Origin of the sequence: Robertmurraya sp. FSL W8-0741, assembly GCF_038004005.1 — a bacterium.
In the GTDB taxonomy this organism is placed as follows: Bacteria; Bacillota; Bacilli; order Bacillales; family Cytobacillaceae; genus Robertmurraya; species Robertmurraya siralis.
In genome coordinates this window covers 4,224,089-4,244,652 of sequence record NZ_JBBOQG010000001.1, presented here as the reverse complement: position 1 = coordinate 4,244,652, position 20,564 = coordinate 4,224,089, and the positions used below count along the sequence as shown (strand labels likewise).

19 protein-coding genes are annotated in these 20,564 nt (G+C 37.8%); 14 read left to right on the top strand and 5 right to left on the bottom strand.

The genetic code is table 11. The annotated features are described in order from the left end of the window. Positions 1-11 precede the first annotated feature (11 nt). From NST02_RS20725 to NST02_RS20710, 4 genes are all read left to right on the top strand, one after another. The gene (locus NST02_RS20725; RefSeq protein ID WP_244988996.1) at positions 12-1,145 is read left to right on the top strand and encodes a Gfo/Idh/MocA family protein; all 1,134 of its coding nucleotides are present in this window, start codon (positions 12-14) and stop codon (positions 1,143-1,145) included. Then, positions 1,123-2,040 carry a sugar phosphate isomerase/epimerase family protein gene (locus NST02_RS20720; RefSeq protein ID WP_095309542.1) on the top strand — a complete coding sequence of 306 codons (918 nt, stop codon included), beginning with the start codon at positions 1,123-1,125 and terminating at the stop codon, positions 2,038-2,040. The genes NST02_RS20725 and NST02_RS20720 overlap by 23 nt, the downstream gene beginning before the upstream one ends. 370 nt (positions 2,041-2,410) lie before the next feature. After that, entirely contained in the window at positions 2,411-4,078 is a 1,668-nt protein-coding gene (locus tag NST02_RS20715) for a ribonuclease J (RefSeq protein ID WP_095309540.1), read from the top strand. 124 nt (positions 4,079-4,202) lie between these two features. Beyond that, positions 4,203-4,982 carry a Cof-type HAD-IIB family hydrolase gene (locus tag NST02_RS20710; RefSeq protein ID WP_095309572.1) on the top strand — a complete coding sequence of 260 codons (780 nt, stop codon included), beginning with the start codon at positions 4,203-4,205 and terminating at the stop codon, positions 4,980-4,982. A gap of 205 nt (positions 4,983-5,187) precedes the next feature. Here the strand turns inward: NST02_RS20710 and NST02_RS20705 are convergent, their stop codons facing one another. After that, on the bottom strand, positions 5,188-5,955 hold the full coding sequence (locus tag NST02_RS20705; RefSeq protein ID WP_095309538.1) for a divergent polysaccharide deacetylase family protein: 768 nt from the start codon (positions 5,953-5,955) through the stop codon (positions 5,188-5,190). Between the two features lie 390 nt (positions 5,956-6,345). On the opposite strand from NST02_RS20705, the gene NST02_RS20700 reads away from it, so the two are divergent. The 6 genes from NST02_RS20700 to NST02_RS20675 all read left to right on the top strand — a co-directional run bounded on the left by NST02_RS20700 (position 6,346) and on the right by NST02_RS20675 (position 11,483). Next, positions 6,346-7,770, top strand: a complete 1,425-nt coding sequence (locus NST02_RS20700; RefSeq protein ID WP_170211411.1) for an ATP-binding protein — start codon at positions 6,346-6,348, stop codon at positions 7,768-7,770. Between the two features lie 327 nt (positions 7,771-8,097). Then, on the top strand, positions 8,098-8,568 hold the full coding sequence (gene tnpA, locus NST02_RS20695) for an IS200/IS605 family transposase (protein WP_340948879.1): 471 nt from the start codon (positions 8,098-8,100) through the stop codon (positions 8,566-8,568). Between the two features lie 157 nt (positions 8,569-8,725). Continuing rightward, positions 8,726-9,421 (top strand): Na-translocating system protein MpsC family protein, encoded by a 696-nt coding sequence (locus NST02_RS20690; RefSeq protein ID WP_095309535.1) that lies wholly within the window; start codon positions 8,726-8,728, stop codon positions 9,419-9,421. 114 nt (positions 9,422-9,535) lie between these two features. Next, positions 9,536-9,796 carry a Na-translocating system protein MpsC family protein gene (locus NST02_RS20685; RefSeq protein WP_340949703.1) on the top strand — a complete coding sequence of 87 codons (261 nt, stop codon included), beginning with the start codon at positions 9,536-9,538 and terminating at the stop codon, positions 9,794-9,796. Positions 9,797-9,798: 2 nt separating this feature from the next. Beyond that, positions 9,799-10,212, top strand: coding sequence for a Na-translocating system protein MpsC family protein (locus NST02_RS20680; RefSeq protein ID WP_340949702.1), 414 nt, complete (start codon positions 9,799-9,801; stop codon positions 10,210-10,212). Positions 10,213-10,379: 167 nt separating this feature from the next. Beyond that, positions 10,380-11,483, top strand: coding sequence for an HD-GYP domain-containing protein (locus NST02_RS20675; protein WP_095309532.1), 1,104 nt, complete (start codon positions 10,380-10,382; stop codon positions 11,481-11,483). A 435-nt stretch (positions 11,484-11,918) separates the two neighbouring features. On the opposite strand, the gene NST02_RS20670 is transcribed toward NST02_RS20675, so the two are convergent. Then, a complete protein-coding gene (locus NST02_RS20670) occupies positions 11,919-13,736 on the bottom strand; it encodes a methyl-accepting chemotaxis protein (RefSeq protein ID WP_137744737.1) in 1,818 nt (605 codons plus the stop codon). A 287-nt stretch (positions 13,737-14,023) separates the two neighbouring features. Between NST02_RS20670 and NST02_RS20665 the strand changes: the two genes are divergently transcribed. Then, positions 14,024-14,446, top strand: a complete 423-nt coding sequence (locus NST02_RS20665; protein WP_340949701.1) for a hypothetical protein — start codon at positions 14,024-14,026, stop codon at positions 14,444-14,446. Positions 14,447-14,639: 193 nt separating this feature from the next. Here the strand turns inward: NST02_RS20665 and NST02_RS20660 are convergent, their stop codons facing one another. From NST02_RS20660 to NST02_RS20650, 3 genes are all read right to left on the bottom strand, one after another. After that, the gene (locus tag NST02_RS20660; RefSeq protein WP_137744738.1) at positions 14,640-15,266 is read right to left on the bottom strand and encodes a class I SAM-dependent methyltransferase; all 627 of its coding nucleotides are present in this window, start codon (positions 15,264-15,266) and stop codon (positions 14,640-14,642) included. 337 nt (positions 15,267-15,603) lie between these two features. Beyond that, a complete protein-coding gene (locus NST02_RS20655) occupies positions 15,604-16,503 on the bottom strand; it encodes an ABC transporter permease subunit (RefSeq protein ID WP_340949699.1) in 900 nt (299 codons plus the stop codon). Further along, positions 16,500-17,402, bottom strand: a complete 903-nt coding sequence (locus NST02_RS20650) for an ABC transporter permease subunit (RefSeq protein ID WP_137744740.1) — start codon at positions 17,400-17,402, stop codon at positions 16,500-16,502. Before NST02_RS20650 ends, NST02_RS20655 begins: the two co-directional genes overlap by 4 nt. Positions 17,403-17,589: 187 nt before the next feature. On the opposite strand from NST02_RS20650, the gene glsA reads away from it, so the two are divergent. From glsA to NST02_RS20635, 3 genes are all read left to right on the top strand, one after another. Beyond that, a complete protein-coding gene (gene glsA, locus NST02_RS20645) occupies positions 17,590-18,519 on the top strand; it encodes a glutaminase A (protein ID WP_340949698.1) in 930 nt (309 codons plus the stop codon). A 252-nt stretch (positions 18,520-18,771) separates the two neighbouring features. Further along, complete coding sequence (locus NST02_RS20640) at positions 18,772-19,509, top strand: ABC transporter ATP-binding protein (protein ID WP_137744741.1); 738 nt, start codon at positions 18,772-18,774, stop codon at positions 19,507-19,509. Next, positions 19,506-20,255 carry an ABC transporter permease gene (locus NST02_RS20635; RefSeq protein WP_137744742.1) on the top strand — a complete coding sequence of 250 codons (750 nt, stop codon included), beginning with the start codon at positions 19,506-19,508 and terminating at the stop codon, positions 20,253-20,255. Before NST02_RS20640 ends, NST02_RS20635 begins: the two co-directional genes overlap by 4 nt. Positions 20,256-20,564 lie beyond the last annotated feature (309 nt).

Below are 20,564 nucleotides of genomic sequence, written 5' to 3'. Positions count from 1 at the left end.
AAGGGAGATTTATGATGTCAACCTTTGATTTAGATTTGAATATACACGCCGTTTTGCCGAAAAGAAAGGATTTCCGCATTGGTTCAATTGGAGCAGGAGCGATAGTCAGAGATTGTCATTTAGTTGCTTACAAAAATGCCGGTTTTAAACCATATGGGATCACTTCCCTTAATGGGGTTGGAGCAAGAATGGCTGCAAAAGATTTCGACATTCCCCACGTCTTTGATTCTTGGAGAGAGTTAATCGCAGACGACAATATTGAGATTTTAGATATTGCGGTTCCTCCAGACGTTCAGTTAGAAATTATTCGTGAAGCTGTAAAGCAAAAGCATATTAAAGGGATTCTCTGTCAAAAACCGCTTGCTATGAATTTACAAGAAGCAGTTGAAATTGTGAGACTTTGTGAAGAGGCAGGGGTTAAATTGGGTGTTAACAGCAATATGCGTTACGACCAATCGATGAGAGCGTTGAAAACATTACTCGATCATCAATACTTTGGTGATATTGTATTAGCAACAATAGAAATGAGAGCGATTCCACATTGGCAGGAATTTTTGAAAAAGTATGACCGAATTGAGATTTTGAATATGGGAATCCACCATGTTGATGTGTTTCGCTATCTTTTTGGAGACCCTGAAAAAGTAACCGCTGTCACAAGACGCGATCCGAGAACAACATTTGCCCATATTGATGGAATAAGCCAGTATACCTTCCAATATGCTAATGAAATGATGGCAACCAGCTTGGATGATGTCTGGGCTTGGCAAGGAGAAGGTACGGAAAAAGACATGTATATAAAATGGCGCGTCGAAGGAATGGATGGAATGGCTTGGGGGACGATTGGATGGCCGGCTTCACCGGCAAGAGAGCCGAGCACGATTAAATTTACGACTCGTAAACATCCTAACCAATGGATTGAACCTACATGGGATGAAGTATGGTTTCCGGATGCTTTTTTAGGAACGATGACGCAGCTGCTGCGGGCGGTGGAGAATGATACTGAACCTGAAATAAGCGGCCGTGACAACTTGCATACGATGGCAGCGATCGAAGCTTGTTATCTTTCCATCGAAGAGGAGAGGACCGTGTTATTTTCTGAAACTTTAAAGGAGGTCTACGAAAATGATTTCAGTCGGAATTTTTAATGGATACTATCCTTATACATTGGAGGAAAGTATAAAGAGGATTAAGGAAGCAGGCTTTACTTCTGTGCAATTGGATTTGAGTTTTAAAGATATGGACTTAGAAGACCCTTATACATTACCTGAAAAGCTTACAGTTGAAAAAGCACATAAAATTCGTGACGCATTTCGCAAGGCGAATATCCAAATAGTTGCTATTTCCGCTTACACGAATCTCGTCAGTCCGGATTTAGAAAAGAGAGAAAAAAATATTGCTTATGTTAAAACGTTATTAAAATTTGCCCGTGATTTGGGTACACCTTACGTTATAAGTGAAACAGGCACTTACAATACGGAAAGCGACTGGGTCTATCATGAGAAAAATAGTACGGAAGAGGCCGTGCGTGAGATCACTGCCGTTATAAGAGATCTAGCAGAGTTTGCTCATGAACATAACGCGGTGTTTTTAGTTGAAAACTACGTTAATAATATAATCGGCAGCGTCGATCAAGTACTCAGGCTGTTCAGAGATGTCGATCATCCAGGATTAGGACTATTAATGGATCCAACCAATTTCTTTAACGGAGAAAATATAAATGATGTGGATCATGAATTATATCGGATCTTTAATGCGTTAGAAGACAAAATTAAAATCGCACATGCCAAGGATATTAAATTGGCCGAAGACAAGAGCGAGAAGCATGCGGCCATCGATGCGGTTGAATCCCATACTTTCCGTGGAGCAGGGGATGTTGAGCTTCCGGCTGTGGGGCTAGGCGTTTTAAACTACGATTTATACTTGAAATTGTTGGCAAAAAAGCATCCAAATATTCCTATTATTATTGAGCATTTAGATGAGGATGACATTCCACGCGCAAAAGAATTTTTGGACAATAAGCTTTTAAAGGTAGGCGTATAAGAAGAAGGATGAAATAGATCGCTAAATGAATGTAGTGGAGGAACCTCACTAAAAGCAGGTTCCTTTTTGTTTTGGATTTCATAAGTGAATCTAGCCTTGCGCAAGCTTAACTAACATTGGGAGTTGGATTTTTTCAATTTAGAGGTTGTCTTTATCGAAAGTACAGGCTCTTTAACGTTTGTACGGCGATGAGTTTAAAGACAGGCTTTCTAGAATGTTCATCGCAAGAACAATTTTCTTTCCGGTTGTTTCCCCACACTTTTTAGGAAAAATCGATCTTTTAAAATGACTGAATGGATCAATTCAGAGAATATAAAGCTATACAATTCTCAAATACTATCCCTATACGTTTAAAAAGGTGGGATTTTTTATGAGCAGCAGGGATGAAACATTATCAATTTTTGCCTTAGGCGGATTAAATGAAGTAGGGAAAAATATGTACTGTATACAATATTCAGATGACATTATTGTGATCGACTGTGGAAATAAATTTCCTGATGAAAGTTTATTGGGCATTGATTTGATTATTCCAGATGTTGCTTTTTTAGAGGAAAATAAAGATAACGTCAAGGCGCTGATTGTGACGCACGGTCATGAGGATCATATTGGCGGAATTCCCTATCTTTTAAAAAAGATTAATATTCCTGTATTCGCAACCCGTTTTACACTTGGATTAATTGAATTAAAATTGGAGGAACACAAACTTTTAAGGGAAACAAAGCTAATCGAGATCGACTCTGATGCAAAGTTAACCATTGGTGAGTTCATTGTTGAATTTTTTAAAGTAAACCACAGTATTCCCGATTGCTTAGGTGTTCTATTCCGTACCTCTCAAGGTAATATTGTTCATACCGGTGATTTTAAATTTGATTTAACTCCGGTTAATGAGCAATATTCAGATATTCACAAGATGGCAAGGATCGGTGCGGAAGGAGTCTTGCTGTTGCTTTCAGAGAGTACAAATGCTGAACGATCAGGCGGTACGCCGTCAGAGAAAATGGTCGGGGAGCAGGTGATGGAGGCGTTTATTAAGGCGGAGCAAAAGGTGATTCTTTCAACTTTTGCCTCTAATATTAATCGTGTTCAGCAAGTGGTTGATGCTGCAAGGCGAACGAATCGAAAGCTTGTTTTACTTGGGAGGAGTATGATCAATGTTGTTGAGGTAGCGATTGAAAGAGGGTACTTGCATGTGCCGGAAGGAATGCTCATCGAGCCAAATGAAATAAATGAATTTCCGCCAGAACAGGTAGCTATATTATGCACAGGCAGCCAAGGGGAGCCATTAGCAGCGTTGTCGCGCTTATCAACGGGAAACTTCAGAGGAGTCGAGGTATTAGCTGGAGATACGGTTATTTTAGCAGCAGGGCCGATCCCCGGGAACGAGAAAGCTGTATCAAAAATCGTGGATAATTTGTTTGCTTTAGGGGCACATGTTATTTATGGCTCTGGCAAGGGAATGCACGTATCCGGCCATGGATATCAAGAGGATTTGAAACTAATGCTTACGTTAATGAAACCGAAATATTTTATTCCAATTCATGGAGAATATCGTATGCTTCATCAACACCGATTATTAGCGGAATCAGTTGGCGTTGCTCAAGGCGCTACCTTTATTTTAAAAAATGGAGAAGTAGTCGATATCGAGCATTCACTCGCTCGTCAAACAAGAAGAATACATGCTGGAGATACATACGTAGACGGAGTGGGGGTTGGAGATGTAGGAGATATTGTTTTAAGAGATCGGAAGCAATTATCCGAAGATGGCATGCTCGTTATTGTTTTAACGATGAGCAAAGGGGATAAGAAGCTTCTTTCTGGACCAGATACGATTACGAGGGGCTTCGTCTATGTAAGGGATTCTGAGGAATTATTAAATGAAATGAAGCGACTGATAGAAAAAACGTTAAAGGATTTAAAGAAATCGGGAAAAAATCAATGGAGTACTGTGAAGCAAACGATTAAAAAAACAATAAGCGATTTCCTATACGCCAGAACAAAAAGAAGACCGATGGTACTGCCGATCATTATTGAAATTTAACTGTTTTGCTTGTCTTTTTCGCCTAGAGCGAACCTTTTATCATTGCAAAGCTGTAACGTAATGGGATAACATAATGGAAATGGGGTATAAACAGAAAGTACAGCAAAGAAAGTTGGTATTGAAAATGATGGAAAGAAGCGTTATTTTTTTTGATATTGATGGAACACTTTTAAACCACGATAAGAAACTGCCGGCATCGACAAAAGAGGCGGTGTTTACCCTGAAGGAGCAAGGACACGAAGTGGCAATTGCGACAGGACGAGCGCCGTTCATGTACGAAGAATTGCGAAAGGAATTGGACATCAATACGTATGTAAGCTATAACGGACAATATGTGGTGTTGAATGGGGAAGTATTGGATACGAACCCACTTTCTATACCTGCACTGTTAAAATTAACAGAAACAGCACTTGTAAATGACCATCCGGTTGTCTATATGGATCATGAAGATATGAGGGCCAATGTACCAGAACATTCTTATATTAAGGAAAGCATAAAATCGTTAAAGATTGACCATTTCCCTGCCCATGATCCTCACTATTACGAGGAGCGGGATATTTTCCAAACCCTTTTATTCTGTCCAGAAGGCGAAGAAAAACAATATGAAGAGGTATTTCAAGATTTTGATTTTATTCGCTGGCACCCCGTTTCTTGCGATGTTGTTCCAAAAGGTGGTTCCAAATGGAGAGGGATCGAGAAAATCGTGGAGAAGCTCGGCATTCCGAAGGAGCGACAATATGCCTTTGGCGATGGCTTAAACGATATCGAAATGCTTTCGATGATCCATCATGGTGTGGCGATGGGGAATGGTGAAGAAGAAGTCAAGGCGGTTGCTAAGTATGTTACAAAATCAGTGGAGGAAGACGGAATTCTCCACGGTCTCAAAATGGTTGGATTATTATAAACGTCCTTTTTCGTGAATTTTTAATATGTGCCCAATGTTAAAAAGAGTATTAAATTTTAATACTCTTTTTAACGCTTTCAATAAGTCGTCTAGTTTTAACAAACATAAGGTAACAGAGCTGTTGCTCTTGGCTTGAAAGAATGTACTGCAATGAGCACGAATAGAACAATTCGAAGATTGTGCCCCCAAAAAATTTTTTTGTCGCTCATAGTGAAGGAATAGTGGGCGGAAGCAATGCTGATAAAGGGACGATTTCCGCTTGTCTTTCGTATTCTGGTAAATACGTTTTAAGCGCGCTTACGACCCGTTCTCCGGTAACGCCAACATGTCCGATTGCAATTAATTGTGCACGATGATCAAGCCTCTCGACTAATTTTGAAGCTTGACGATATATATGTCTTTCTGAATAGATATGATCAAAGAACATATCGTTTTCAAGATAAGGCACAGATAATTCTTCGGCGATTTTCGGGATAACGCTTTTTTCTGCTGTTTTGCTATCAAGGTAGTAAAGATTGTTTTCTTTGCATACCTCAAGAATGATCCGCATGACTCTTTCATCTTCAGTTGCTTTTGATCCCATATGGTGGTTCATACCAACTGCAAAAGGAACATCCTTAATTGCTTCTTCGACTCTTTTCCTGATTTCTTCATCACTCAAATCTGTTGTAATGGCACCAGGACCAAGCCAGCTTTTCTTTCCTTTCTTCGGTTCCATTGGCAAGTGAATGATCACTTCATGCCCTTTTTCATGTGCGAGCTTTGCATCTTTTTCTGTTGTTGATAAAAAGGGCATAATTGCAACTGTCAATGGGACGGGGAGTTCAAGCATTTCTTTTGAGCCTTCCATATTATTGCCAAAATCATCAATCACAATGGCCAATTCTTTTTTCTGCTGTTCCCCCGGTGTCGCTTGAGTAATTCCAGTTAATGCATAAAAAATTAAGAATGGAATTAATACAATGATCCGCATCCTTCGTCACTTCCTTAAATTTTGATTAAAGTGTCTTTTATAAGATTTCGCAAATGATAACCTTTCATCCAAGGAAAGTGGTGTTTTGATAAAAGACGGTATTGAACTGCTATTTTCTAATAGAACTGCCTTAATAATTTCAAGAGATGATTGTAAATTCAAAAAATAAAGTATATGATAGTATTGGATATAGGGTTAATGCTCTAATCTATTTATGTGGCAATGTGCGATTTTGATGATAGAGGTAATGTTTCCTTAGAATATGAATGCAAGGAATTAAGCCAAAATAAGAGGTAGTTACCTGCTACCTTTATTTTGGTTTTTTTTATTTATTCTGCTATACGATCGTCGAGATATTTTTAGAGTTGGATAATTGAAAGGATGGATTTAATGAGGAATGGAATTTCACAAATGTATAAAGATTCATTGGCTCAATTTATCAGTATGAATACCGACAGTGATTTCTCCATTTTCTCAGAGGATTCGGATCCATACTTTATCATTAATATGTCAGGTGAAATTGTTTATACGAATAATGCTTGTCAAACCTTTTTAGGATATTCAAAACAAGAAATGCTGCAATTGGAACTGAAAGATGTCTGCTCCTATACGGAGTTAAATTTAACGCAGACGTATTTTCTCAGAGATGATCGAGAAAAGTTAACCAGTTTTTATGTGCAAATAATGAAACGGAACAAAGAGTTTATTGATATTGATGTTACCTGTTTTCCTATTTTGCAAAATAAAACTGTCATTGGTACATATGTTGTTTTTAGAGAGGCGCAAGATTTAGTCGTCCAACAAAATAAGAATTATAGTACGATTATGGAGCATTCTCCGGAATCTATTGTTATTGTAAAAGGAAGAACGATAGTTGATGTAAGCAATGTTGCTCTTTCAATGATAGGTGCAAGATATAAGAAACAATTAGTCGGTGAGAGCTTCCACTTGCTTTTAGATCCAGATTCAATAGAAAATTTCTATAAAAAACTTGTTCTAATAGAAGATGGGGGTATACCGGATCTATTTGAGCAGAGAATGCTGACAATGGATAGACAATTATTAGATGTGGAAATAAAAGTTCTGCCCACAATTTTTAACGGAGAACGGGCATTTCACTTAATTATTAAAGATATAAGTGAATATAAAAAATTAACGAAAATTTCGGAGAAACAAGCTGTTGCCGGACAGCTAGCAGCAGGAATTGCCCATGAAATTAGAAATCCAATTACAGCAATAAAGGGATTTTTAAAATTAATCAGAGTTGAACAAGAGAAGCCAAGTTCCTATTTTTCAATTATCGAATCAGAAATCGAGAGAATTGAAGTAATTTTAAGGGAATTGATGGTTCTGGCAAAACCTTCGGATTTAAAATATGAACGTTTATGTATTGATTCGGTCATAAAAAAGGTTTTAACGTTGATGGAATCGCAAGCATTGTTGAACAGCATAGAGGTTGAACAGAATCTTCTATTTTCAAATATCCATATTTCAGGTGATGAAAATCAATTAAAGCAAGTATTTGTTAATTATATAAAAAATGCAATCGAAGCAATGCCACACGGCGGAAAATTATTAATTGAAGGCATTCAATGTGGCGAAAAGGTATGTATTAGAATTGTAGATGAGGGGGGAGGAATTCCTCCAGAAGTACATGCTCGAATTGGAGAACCGTTTTTTACCACGAAGGAAAATGGAACAGGTCTAGGAATGATTGTCAGCAGGCAAATTATTAAAGAGCATAAGGGCAATCTCCATATTTTTAGCAGCAGCGAAGGCACGCGAATCGAAGTGACTTTTCCCTGCTATCATTAAATAGTACAACTATTTGCTCAGTTGCATAAAAGATGGTAGAATATTAGTGTCTAATGTCTAGCTGTCATTAGAATGTTTATAATTTATTGTTAAATTTATAAAATAATAACGTATTGTTCGGTAAATGGAAGAAACAATTTGTTGTCTTAACCATGGCCTAACTTCTTTTTGGAGAAGTTAGGCCTTTTTTTAATGGTTTAGAAAACCCCTGGCTATGCCGGGGGTTCCAGAGAGCTTAAAGCGTGGTAACAAAAAAACCTCACTTCATGGTAGGATAAAGTTGGTTTCCCGACCACTTTATCTCACTCATGAAGGAGGTATGCCCTGATGAAGGACATGAATAGTTTAGCACACACAACATGGAATTGTAAGTATCACATAGTATTTGCACCAAAATACAGAAGGCAAATGATCTATGGAAAATACAGAAAGAGTATTGGACAGATCATAAGAGACTTATGTGAAAGGAAAGGCGTCATCATACATGAAGCAAATGCTTGTCCAGATCATATTCATATGTTGGTGAGTATTCCACCGAAATTAAGTGTATCTCAGTTTATGGGGTATTTAAAAGGAAAAAGTAGCCTGATGATATTTGATCGACATGCGAATCTGAAATATCGCTATGGAAATCGAAAATTCTGGTGTCGAGGTTTCTATGTTGATACAGTGGGAAGAAATAAGAAGCAAATACAAGAATATATAAGAAATCAGCTAAAAGAGGATTACGTGGCTGATCAATTAACGTTGTTCGAAGAATTTGATCCATTCACAGGAGAGAAAAATCGGAAGAAATAAAGAAATTCTTTAGAATTAGTGAGTGAATGTGGTGCAGAAGGGAAACCCTTTCAGTTGGCCTTTAAGGCCAAGGCCGGTAAGAGAGGCTTTCAGCCGCAGAGCAAACCACCAGTTCACACTGGTGGTTTTGATTATTTTGTCTTGAAGGGGTTATGAAATGTTAAATTCAACACAACCAGACTTACTGAAATTGAGTAGCAACTTCAGTAAGATGCTAAAAAAGAGATTTGGGAAAGGTCCAGAATCCTGCTTAACTGTATTAAATAAAGGGAGACTCTATATTTTTGTTCGAAATTTCATTACACCCGCAGAGGAAGTGCTGATAGAAAATGAAGAATGGGAGCTGGCTAACCATTTTCGTTCTGCGGTATTTGATTCTGTCATTCAAGAGTTTATTGCGAAAGCATCCAAAGTTTTAGAAATTGATTTTAAATATTTCTTTCATGATTGGAACTATAGCTCAAATACTGGACTTGTATTTTTAGAACATCTACATGTGGATGAAGAGAAAGTAATTTTAGATTCTCAATCTAATAGATTTCTAAAAGTAGTGGAAGAGATTGGGCTACAATTACATAAAAAGCCTGAAGAAATTCGGATGTTTATGAATACGCATAATATGTGCGGAATCGAAATTAGTGGCATTCAGACTCACCTTGAAACACTGTTGTTTAAAAATGGAAACTCACATTTTTTGCAGCAACACTTGACGCATATTAAGCAAGGATATCTTAAACATAAAAAGCAGTTGGAAAGCATACTAAACTATTCTGTTGATGATGTATTTGTGATGTGCGATTATGAAAGAAATCGATACGTACTGTTTCTAATTTTTTCAAAAAAGGCAATTTGATAAAAGCATGTTGGTTATGGGCTCTCCTCATAATCAGCATGTTTTTTGCATTAAATGGGAAATGATGGGGAAGCTAATATCGCTATTTTATCTCGTAAAAAGGATTGATTATGAGTGGTTGAGCAAAAAAAGCTGGATTATATTAGCAGTTACATTAGCAAGCTGTTAAGAAAGAATTTTGGAAGAGGGCCGCAGTCATGTCAGACAAGTGTTTGTAAAAAATATGTGACTGCCTACGTACGGGGATTTGTGGCACCGATGGAAGAAGTGCTTTTAAAACAGGGACATGCCAAAGATGTAGACAGGGCTAGAAGGTTAATCATGAATTCTCTGATAGAAGAAATTAAAGGAGTTCTGCAGTATCTCTTGATGTAGAAGTGATCGAGTATTATCATGACTGGAATTTTCCCAATAATACTGGAATTTTTATTTTTACATTAGAAAAAGAAGAGGAAGGCCATATTGTAAACGATGTCGATATTCCAAAGTTGGAAAAGGAGATTGCACGAATTAGCGAGTTAGTTCAAAAAGTTCCCGATGAAATTTACACATGCCCGATTACTCCTTCTATCTACTGCGTAGAAAGGGCCGGTATCCTCATTCAGATTGAAAAAGCATTGATTGAAAGAGGATTTGAACAGGAGTTGAGATATACAAAGGAGCAATTGGAAAAAAGCTATTTCCATCGTCACGGTGATTTTGAAGAAATTTTCCACAAACAAGTAAGGGACATTTTTATCGATTGGAACTTTCACGGAAATAAATCGGTGCTGGTTTTTATATTATCTTAATTAATTTGAAGCAGTTTCAGCGCACCTGCATGTACTTTACCTTCAATATGAGTCTTAATACCTATTATATATTTTGTATTTATTTTACAGAAAAATAACATTTTATAGTATCATTTAACTATATACAGGTATTAGAACTTAGTAATAAGAAGCGGAGAGAAAGTAGAATGCGTTTAGTGAAGTTGGATCATTGTGAAACCGGAGCGCTGTTAGCTAAATCAATATTTCGTGAAAATGGGACGATTCTTTTGGCGCGAGGAACTTATTTAACCAATAATTTAATAAGAAGGTTGAAGGAATTAAATGTTTTTACTGTATATATCGAGGACGAGGCATCTGAAGGAATTGAGATTACTGAAACGATTCCTAATGAGATTCGGGCAGAGGCGGCAAGCGCAATAACAGAAGGACTAGATGAATTGGTTAATATACATAAGCGTCCGAATATTCATGGAATTATGAAGACAGGACGAGTGGTACGCAGTATACAGAAAGTGTTTAAGGATATTTTATCATGTTTAAATGAAAATAAGGCTGCACTGAATTTATTAGCTACTGCAAAGGTTCATGAAGATCATGTCTATAATCATTCTTTGAATGTTTCGATTTATGCTTGTCAGTTGGCGATAGAGAATGGCTTACCAATCAAAAAAATTGAAGACATCGGTCTCGGCGCCATGTTACATGATCTTGGCAAACTATTTATCCCGAAAGAGATTCTTAATAAACCAGGCAAACTTACAGAAATGGAATTTGAGTTAATCCAATCTCATTGCGAACTGGGCTTTAACCAATTGAGGAAAATTCATGAAATTCCATTGCCAGTTGCCCATTGCGCCCTCCAGCATCATGAAAGAATTGATGGAAAAGGCTATCCACAGGGATTGAAAAACAACGAAATTCATAAGTATGCCAAAATAATAAGCGTTGCCGATGTTTTTGACGCTGTCACAAGTCATCGAACATATCATCCAGCAATGCTCCCTCATAAAGCAATGGAAATTCTTTATAACGGAAAGGGAACACAATTTGAACCAAGGCAGGTCGATTTATTTAAAGAAAGCATCGCCATTTACCCACCAGGCTTAACTGTATTATTAAATGATGGCAGAACAGGGATTGTTGCAAAATACAATTTTAAGGCAGTAGGTAGACCGGTTGTTCGCATTATTAAAGATCAGGAAAATCAAACGGTTCAACCTTACGAAATTGATCTATCAGCAAAAGAACATGTATCGTTAGAAATAACCGATGCAGATGCATTGTTATAAAAAAGTATAAAGAATAATCTTTATGCTTTTTTTGGTTGCTGCAAAAGGAAAACCCCGCTCCTTTAAAGACTCGATTTTTTGATTCTTTGAAGGATTTATTTTTTTAAACAGCATTTAGACTTTTAGCAAATGAGTGCAACTTTGAACAGAAGTTGAGCAAAGTGTGCCCTCATGAGGACAAGAAAGAGTAAAAAACAGGGAAGAGTGTCCGCATGTGGGGTCTATGAGAACAAAATCGATAAAAAACCGGAGAATCATGTTCATCTCATAAAGGGTTCATGCGGATAAAGGTCTTCAGAACGAAGCAAAGGAGTGTCCGCATAAACCAACCAATTTCCAATCGAAATCAAAAAAGCAAGTGGCGCAGTTCAATCTTGCGCCACTTGCTTTTTGAATAAAATTTTCGGGAGTCATCGGTTTTAAAATAATTGTTTGCTATACTTTAAATTTTGAGACGTTTTCCTGAAGTTCTTGTGCCATGCTGCTTAATGTATGGGCAGATGCTGAAATTTCTTCCATAGAAGCGTTTTGCTCTTCGGCAGAGGCTGCAACTTGTTGAGAGTTTTCAGCAGCCTGCTGAGAAACAGTTGTAATTTCTGACATTTTTTGCACCATTTCTTCAGTACTTGCATTGACTTCCTCGACAATGGCAGATACCTCTTGAGCTTGAGTGCTAATGCTTGAGATCATATCAGTAATTTCGTGGAAAGATACGCCCGTTTCATTGACTTTTTCGATCCCTGATTTTACCGATTTTTTGCCTTCATCCATGGAGACGGTGACTTCTTTGATTTCTTTTTGAATTTGACCAATAAGAGCGCGAATATTGTCCGTCGCTTTATTGGATTCCACAGCTAATTTGCGGACTTCATCTGCAACAACAGCAAATCCCTTTCCGTGCTCTCCTGCTCTTGCTGCTTCAATAGCAGCATTTAACGCAAGGAGATTGGTTTGCTCGGATACTTGTGAGATTAAATCGACAATTTGACCAATTTCTTTGGAGCGAGTGCCAAGAACCTGAATATTGTCTGCGATTTTTGTGACTTGTTCTTGAACAGTATTCATTTGTGTGACTGTTTCAGAAACGACTACATTTCCAGCTTCAGCTTTTTCATTGGTTGAAAGGCTTAAATCGGAGACAATTTGGATCGCCCCTGCAACTTGCTCCATGCCTTTAGAAATTTCTTGCATCGATTGATTTCCATTGACAGCACTTTGAACTTGATGTTCAGAGCCAGCAGCAACTTCCTGAATCGAAATCGTGATTAGTTCGGTTGCTTTTGAGGTTTGTTCAGAGCTTGCCAATAGCTGCTCAGAGGACGCAGCAACAGTTTCTGATGTTACGGTTACTTGACGAATTAGATTTGCCAGACTAGTACCCATTTCATTAAATGCCTCTGCAAGATCGCCAATTTCATCTTTGTTTTTAATTTTTATCGGGTCCATTGTTAAGTTTCCTTTTGCGACCTCTTTCACATTGTCTGTAACAAACTTCAATGGTTTTGAAATCATTCGCGAAGTAAGATAAGCAATAGACAAGCCGACGATTACTCCACCGATTAAGAAAGCAATAATTATAAACATACTGCGACTCGTTTCTTGATTTGCTACATCGCTAGCAGCCAGAGCGTTATCATGGTTATAGGCAACAAGTTCTTCAAGGGTAAACTGGATGCTTGAGAACATGTTATCCGCTTCACCGATCGTTGATAGAAGTCGAATGCCATTTACGTTACCGGTTCCTTGAACAATATTCATTTCGGTACCTAGTTCAATAAATTTTACATGAACGGCGTGATATCTTGCCCATTTATCTAGTAAAGTCTCGAAAAGTTGGCGCTCTTCTTCAGAGTTAATGGTAGCTTCGTAATTTGCAAAAACATGATCAATTTCTGCAAAGGTTTCATCCATTTTTTCTATTAGTAATGTAAGCTTCTTTTCATCGGGTTCAATAACATATTTATATTCGAGGGAAGCAAGGTGTTCCGTTAAGTAGTTAATGGTATTGATAGCTTCAACACTCGGCAGCCACACATTGGTAATTTCAGAGCTTCTTTTGCTGATGTTATTCGTTGAATTGATCGCGACGAAGCCTAAAATTCCCATAATTAATAGGACGGATGCAAATCCGATATACATCTTCTTGGAAACGGATAGTTTCAAATTGAGTTGTTTCATTTCTGGCAGTTTTAGCTTTGGTTTCTTTACCTTTGGCATTTTTAGTTTTGCTTTTTTCATTATTTGCTTTTTCATTCAAGTGCCCCCTATGTTTTTTCAGTTTTAAAGGTATGTAAATGCTGTTGTTTCCAATGTTCTCTTGTAAACAGCTAAAAGAATAAATGAAATGAGCTGAATATTAACATTGTTTGCCAAATTTGAAAGATAGTAACTTTATCTTATACTATTTTACTAGTAAATTAAAACTATTTCTATAGTATAAAATAGTACGAAAGTTCGGAATTTGTTTTAACAACTGATCATAAGTTTTTACAAATAGAGTCATTTCGTTGTATGATGGGGTTATGAAAGGGTGTTGGTAAGTGAAATTAATAAAGTATTTGTTGATCCCGCTCGTGTTACTTGGAATAGCCGGTTTCGCTGTCTACTATGTAGGTACAAATATGGCTTCGGAAAAATTAATGGATGTTGTGACTACAGAGCTGGAGAACAGTGGAGAGATAGACAACATAAAAGAAGTGATTGAGGGCGATCCGGAGCTGAAATCTTTTATTGAAGAAGCAAGTACTGCTGATGCCAAGGAACTGCCTTTCACAACGAAGGAGGAGGCAACGAGAGTTCTTGTTAATAAGGTCGGTTTATCGAGCCTCAATGAGATTCGTGTTAAAGTGCAGGACGGATCTGCTTCCAAGGAAGAGATTTTTCAAGAAGTGGAGAGCAAATTATCAGAAGAAGAGATTTTAGCCTTAAAGGTTATTGCTTATAAAGAATTGTATGGAAACTAGTCAGAGATTTATTGACTAGTTTTTTTATTGGGTTGCAAAAGTAGGATTTCATTTGCGTTTAATGTGTCTATTATCTTTGTCGAGCGCAAGCAGCCAGTCCTCCTTACAATAGGTCAACCAAGAAATTGCTATTGTCATTCAAGTTTCCTTTCTTAAAGACCTTTTAAGCTTGTACGGCGATGAACAAGCTGTCCTATGCTTTTGTGCCTTTTTTACATACGGCAATTCCGATTGGATAGTGGCGGCCTTCCCGGCCAGGTGCTGGTTCAATTAGCACGCCTTTTTGATAATAAAATTGCACTTCTTCGTATAAAGTAAAGAGGTTTTGAAATTCCCCTTCTGTTAATTGATGGACATGGAAGGGTTCGCTTGTCGGCATTCCCCGTCCTTGGCCAAAAGGGGTCGAAATAACTGCTGTCCCACCAGGTTTCAGCATTTGATAGATATTACGCATGAATATTTCTTCGTTATCCACATGTTCAAGAGTTTCAAAGCTTACGATCAAATCGAATTGTCCAAATCTTTCTGGGAGAGAGGGATCTACGCAATTTTCCACTTGAAAGGAAATCAGCGGGTGATAATATTTTCCCTTTGCATAGGCAATAGCTTCTGGGTCAATATCGACGGCGATTACTTCTGCAATGGCCTTTTTTGCTGCCACAGCCATGATGTTGCTGCCAAACCCGCTTCCACAAGCGAAATCTAAAATGCGCCCCTTGGCATAATGAATCGAAAAATGGTATCTTGCTAAATGCTCCAACAAAAGACCATTCATTTGCTTCATTAATTCTGGGATGACTCTTTCTCCAGTATATTTCATACTTCCTGCCTCTTTTCGCTTAATTCTCTCTATAATAGTCTCTCCATCTTAGCAAAGAATACTACATCCGTATAGAAATTCTAGCAAAATAGTAACTTCAACTCGCTGCGCCTTGTCAAGTGTATTCAGTCATTTTTGTTTACACTATCAAAAGATCTTTGAAAAGGCCATGTTCTATGATTTTTTCGCATTTCGTGAAATTCATGTCTTTAAAGCTGTGTAGTAAGGTGGAACAGCCCCGATGAAATGCTAGGAGAAAGCTTGTTTTCCCTACGTTTCATCGGGGCAGTGTTAAATGAGATGTTTTAGCACAGCTGTGAAAAAAGGAGACATGATATTAACGTAAGATTTTTTGCAGACCATGTCCCAACATATTAAAGGTGAAAATAACATAGGTCATAGCTAGAGCAGGGTAAAAAACGATCCACACAGGGCCGCGTATGTCTTTAAATGCATTGGATAAGAACGTAGGCCAAGAATTCGATGTATTCTCAAAAGTAAACACCCCGGCATCTACTTGTACAAACACTTGTGCGACAAAAACCCCTAAGAAGCCTAATTGACCAAGCAAGAACATAACTTTTCCTAAATCTCCCACTATGCTAATCAATAATTTACTATAAATAAAAGGCAGATAATATTTTTTAAAAAGCCTAAAAGGGGATACACCTAGAGAATTTCCACTTGTTACGAATTCCTTTTTAGAAATTTGATGAAATTCCAACTTGATCATGTCTGCGACCCTGCCAATCTCCATGGCTGCAATAATAAGCACAACGAAATATGGCCGAAATGCTGACATAATAAGTGGCGGTATGGTAACGAGCAAAATGACAACAATAATGGTCGGAACATATGAGAGAAAGCCGTTGAGCCCGTTCAGCAAAGCATTCGCACCAAGCCATTGTCTATGAGCAAAATAGGCAAGGGGAATGGCTAATAGATAACGAATCAAAGTGATTGAGAGAATAATTAACAGCGTTTCTTTCGCGCCCATGACAATTAAGCTCAGCATGTCTCGTCCGTCACGGTCTGTCCCCAATGGAAATTGTACTGAAGGTTCATAAGGGGGTGCGACCGGAATTTTGTTTTCGTCCCAAAGATAATCAATTTCCTGCAGTTCACCATCAATAAATGGTAAATATTCTCCGAAAAAGGTCATAAAAAGGAGAAAACATAGCATAATGCTTCCGATGGTTAATACCAGATTTTTTTTGCAAAAATTCAGAACAGTCATTGTAACGCTCCCGCTTTTTGTGGTAAAAGTTTATATTTCAATAGCTTGGATAGGACAATTGTTGCAAACATCATCAAAAGGTATGGCAGCATAAAGGCTAGGGCTCGAGGTTCATCAAATTCTTGAATACTAGTCAAGAGATGGTAGCCCGCTCCTTGGAAGCTGGCCAACTTTTGCATGATTGGCAAACTAGTTAACAGGTAAAGCATGACAAATTGAGTTTGATTTAAAATCGAATAAAGGCAATTCCAAATCATATGTTTGAGGATGTTTAATGTTGTTAAGCCCTTGGAACGAGCTGTTCGCAAATAGTCTTGGCCCATTTCATTTTCCAGTGCAGCAGATGTGAATTTCACCATATGGACCATTGGAAATACGGTAATGGCAATCATCGGAATAAGAAAGTTATACCAATGATCATTGCCATACAAACTGAATTTTGGAACACCTATGTAAAATAACTTAATCAATAAATATTGGAGGGCAATAAAAAGAAAAAAATCAGGAATGGAAGAAAAGATCCATGAAAAAAAAGCCTGGACTTTCCCGATAATTTTATCGCGAAAATAAAATTGTACGATTCCTAGTAAAGTACCAGCCCCCATACTTAAAAGCAATGCGGGTACGATAATTGTAAAATCGCGCAGTAATAGTTTTTGAACTTCTTCCAAAATCGGTACGCCCATACTGTTATTTCCGAAGCCTTTTTCCATACGAAAATGCTCAACGAAAGCAGCAATCTTCTCCTTATACAAATCGAATGTGAATGGAAAATCTGCAGTGAATACGAGTCCTCCATGATGCGTGATATCCATCTCTCTTGGCAGCAATAAGAGAAGCACAAACGCAAATATAATGATTAGAAAAACGAGTAAGCTCTTAATGAAATCCCAAGCCATGAGAACCTCCTTTTTAAAGTATGATTGTCTTCTACATATGAAAATGAGAAAGACATTATAAAGTATTTGAAAATGGTTTAATTTTAGAAAATTCAGTTTAGTTGATTTTCTCATAAAAACACAATTTTAGTCAAATTATCCCACATACAGCTATGCTAATGGGCTCATACTAAAATTGGTGATGTCAATGATATGTAGGTCTGATGAACAATTGCAACTGATGGTAGAAGAAGCACGGAAATGGACAAAGGCTGGAAAAGTGGCGGATTATATACCTGCCCTCGGTTTTGCAAATCCACATGATTTATCAATTGCGATCCATTCTCCTAATGGAGAATGTGTTTCAGCAGGAGATATAGAGAAGAAGTTTACGCTACAAAGCATTTCAAAGGTTATTAGTCTTGCCCTAGTATTAATGGAACAGGGAAAAGAAGATGTTTTTGAAAGGGTGGGGATGGAGCCGACGGGAGATCCCTTTAATTCGATTGCAAAGCTGGAAACGATGGCTGTTGCTAAGCCGCTTAATCCGATGATTAATGCAGGAGCATTGGTTGTAACCCACATGATTGAAGGAAATTCTGTCGATGAGAGATTGAATCGTCTAATATCATTTATTCAAACTTTATCCGCCGATTCAGAAGTGAATTATTGCAAGGAAGTAGCAAAGTCTGAATATGAAACCGCCCATTTAAATCGTGCTTTATGTTATTTTTTGAAAGAGCATGGAGTTATTCAAGAAGAGGTTGAACCATTAATTGATTTGTATACGAAACAATGCGCAATTGAAATGAATTGCCTTGACTTGGCGAGGATTGGTCTTGTTTTTGCGATGGATGGGAAAGATCCAGACACTGGAAAACAGTTAATGCCCTCTGCAGTTGCGCGAATTTGTAAAACGTTTATGGTTACTTGTGGAATGTATAATGCTTCAGGGGAATTTGCCATAAAGATCGGAATACCAGCAAAAAGCGGTGTGGCTGGTGGCATTATGGGGGCTGTGCCTGGAAAATACGGGATTGGCATATTCGGACCGGCTCTTGATGAAACTGGAAATAGTATTGCTGGAATCAAGCTGCTTGAGCTTTTATCAGAAAATTATCGCTTGAGCATGTTTTAGGCAATTGAACTTAAAACGGAAATGGGAATGTCATTCAATCTCCTGATATATTTATAGAAGAAATATGCTATGTTTTGGAGGTGAAATGGTAAAATGAATGTTAGAGCCACCTAAAAAAATGGCTTTGTGACAATGACTCATTTTCTTAACCTTTCAGCATAACTGAAAGACATGTGAAACCAAGGTTTCACACGAAAGGAGCCCAAAATCGTTTTATTCAAAGCCAACAATAGTAAAGAGAGAGAAGTGGGTATGAAAAACACGGAAATCGAGCTACATAATATAAGAAAAGCATTTGCTGATGGCTCCAAAAAGGTTCCGGTATTAAATGGGATCAGTGCCAAGATTGAAAAAGGCACTCTGCTTACGATAGTTGGGCCATCAGGATCAGGGAAAAGTACGATACTGTCCCTATGTAATTTATTACAAACTCCGGATGATGGCGAGATTTATGTGAATAAGCAGGAAGTTAGAAAATGGAATGTTCAGGAACTTCGGCGTTATGTGGGGATTGCTTTTCAGTCGGCGCCTATGACAAAAGGAACCGTTCTTGAAAACTTATCCTTGCCATTGAAGCTTCGTGGAGAGACGTTAGAAAATCCGGAAACCTATTTGGAGTATGTTGGTTTATCAGCGGAACTGCTATCGAGAGAGGCAAAGGAGCTTTCAGGAGGGCAGAGGCAACGTTTATCGCTTGCCCGAACATTGGTGAACAACTCCTCTGTTCTACTATTAGATGAAGTAACTTCCGCTCTTGATACTAAAGCTTCTCAAGGTATAGAGGAGCTGATTCAACGGATAAACAAAGAGCGTTCTGTTACGATTCTTTGGGTCACGCATGATTTGTCTCAGGCAGAAAGAGTCGGAGATGAAACATGGTTGATTAAAGATGGTCAACTTGTTGAAGGTGCACCAACAAAACAATTTTTTTCTGAGCCACAGGATGAGCGTACAAAGGACTTTTTAAATTTATTGAGGAGTAGCTTATGAATTTAACAGCAATTATTTTTAGTTTTGTCTTTGTTATTCTCGCTCTTTTTTTATCTAATGCTTTTAAACTAGGCCTAGGAAAAGATATTATCATTACTTGCGTTCGTGCAACCATTCAATTATTTATCGTCGGCTATATTTTAAAATTTGTCTTCGGTTTTGATCATCCTTTTGTCATCATTCTAATGCTTTTAATCATGATTCTAGTCGCCGCCAAAAATGCGGCTAAACGTGGGAGGGAAATCCCATATGCATTTTGGAAGATCTTCTTGACGATCGCGGTTGTGGAGATTATCACGCAAGGCTTTTTATTAGGATTAAAAATTGTTCCTGCAGAACCGCAATATATTATTTCCATCAGTGGCATGATCATTGGCAATTCAATGATTATAGCGAATCTTTTTCTAAATCGGCTAAAAGCAGAAATAGAAATGAGAAGAGAGGAAATCGATTTAGTTCTATCGTTGGGAGGCAGCGTTAAGCAATCGATTTTCCCAATTTTGAAGCAATCGATTCGTGCAAGCTTAATCCCGACAATTGAAGGACAAAAAACGATCGGTCTTGTCCAGCTCCCAGGAATGATGACCGGTCAAATTATTGCCGGCGCTGACCCCATACAGGCAGTCAAATTTCAATTATTAATTGTCTTCTTAATTATGTCGGCAGCGACTTTAACAGCGATCATTTTAGGTTTTTTAATCTATCCTAGCCTATTTAATAAAGAACAGCAGCTTGAAGTATTTTAATATAAGGCTTTGGTATGTTGATTTTTTTCATGGCATTAGAGGACCTTTCAGCATAGGTGAAAGGGGGCACACGAAATGAGTTAAAATCGTTTTATCAACAAGATTGTTTAACAAAGCCTAATATTAAAAGCCCATGCATCCAAATGCTTGATGTGGCGGGCTTTTTCTCTATGAACTTCTAGCATCCGGGAGTATCTGGGAGGAATATGGATGATTTATAAGGATACTCCACTTAATTTTGTACAGTTATTTCTGAACATACGTTTTTAACAGAATAAAGCTGTTTTTCGAGTTTGTTCATAAAGTTAT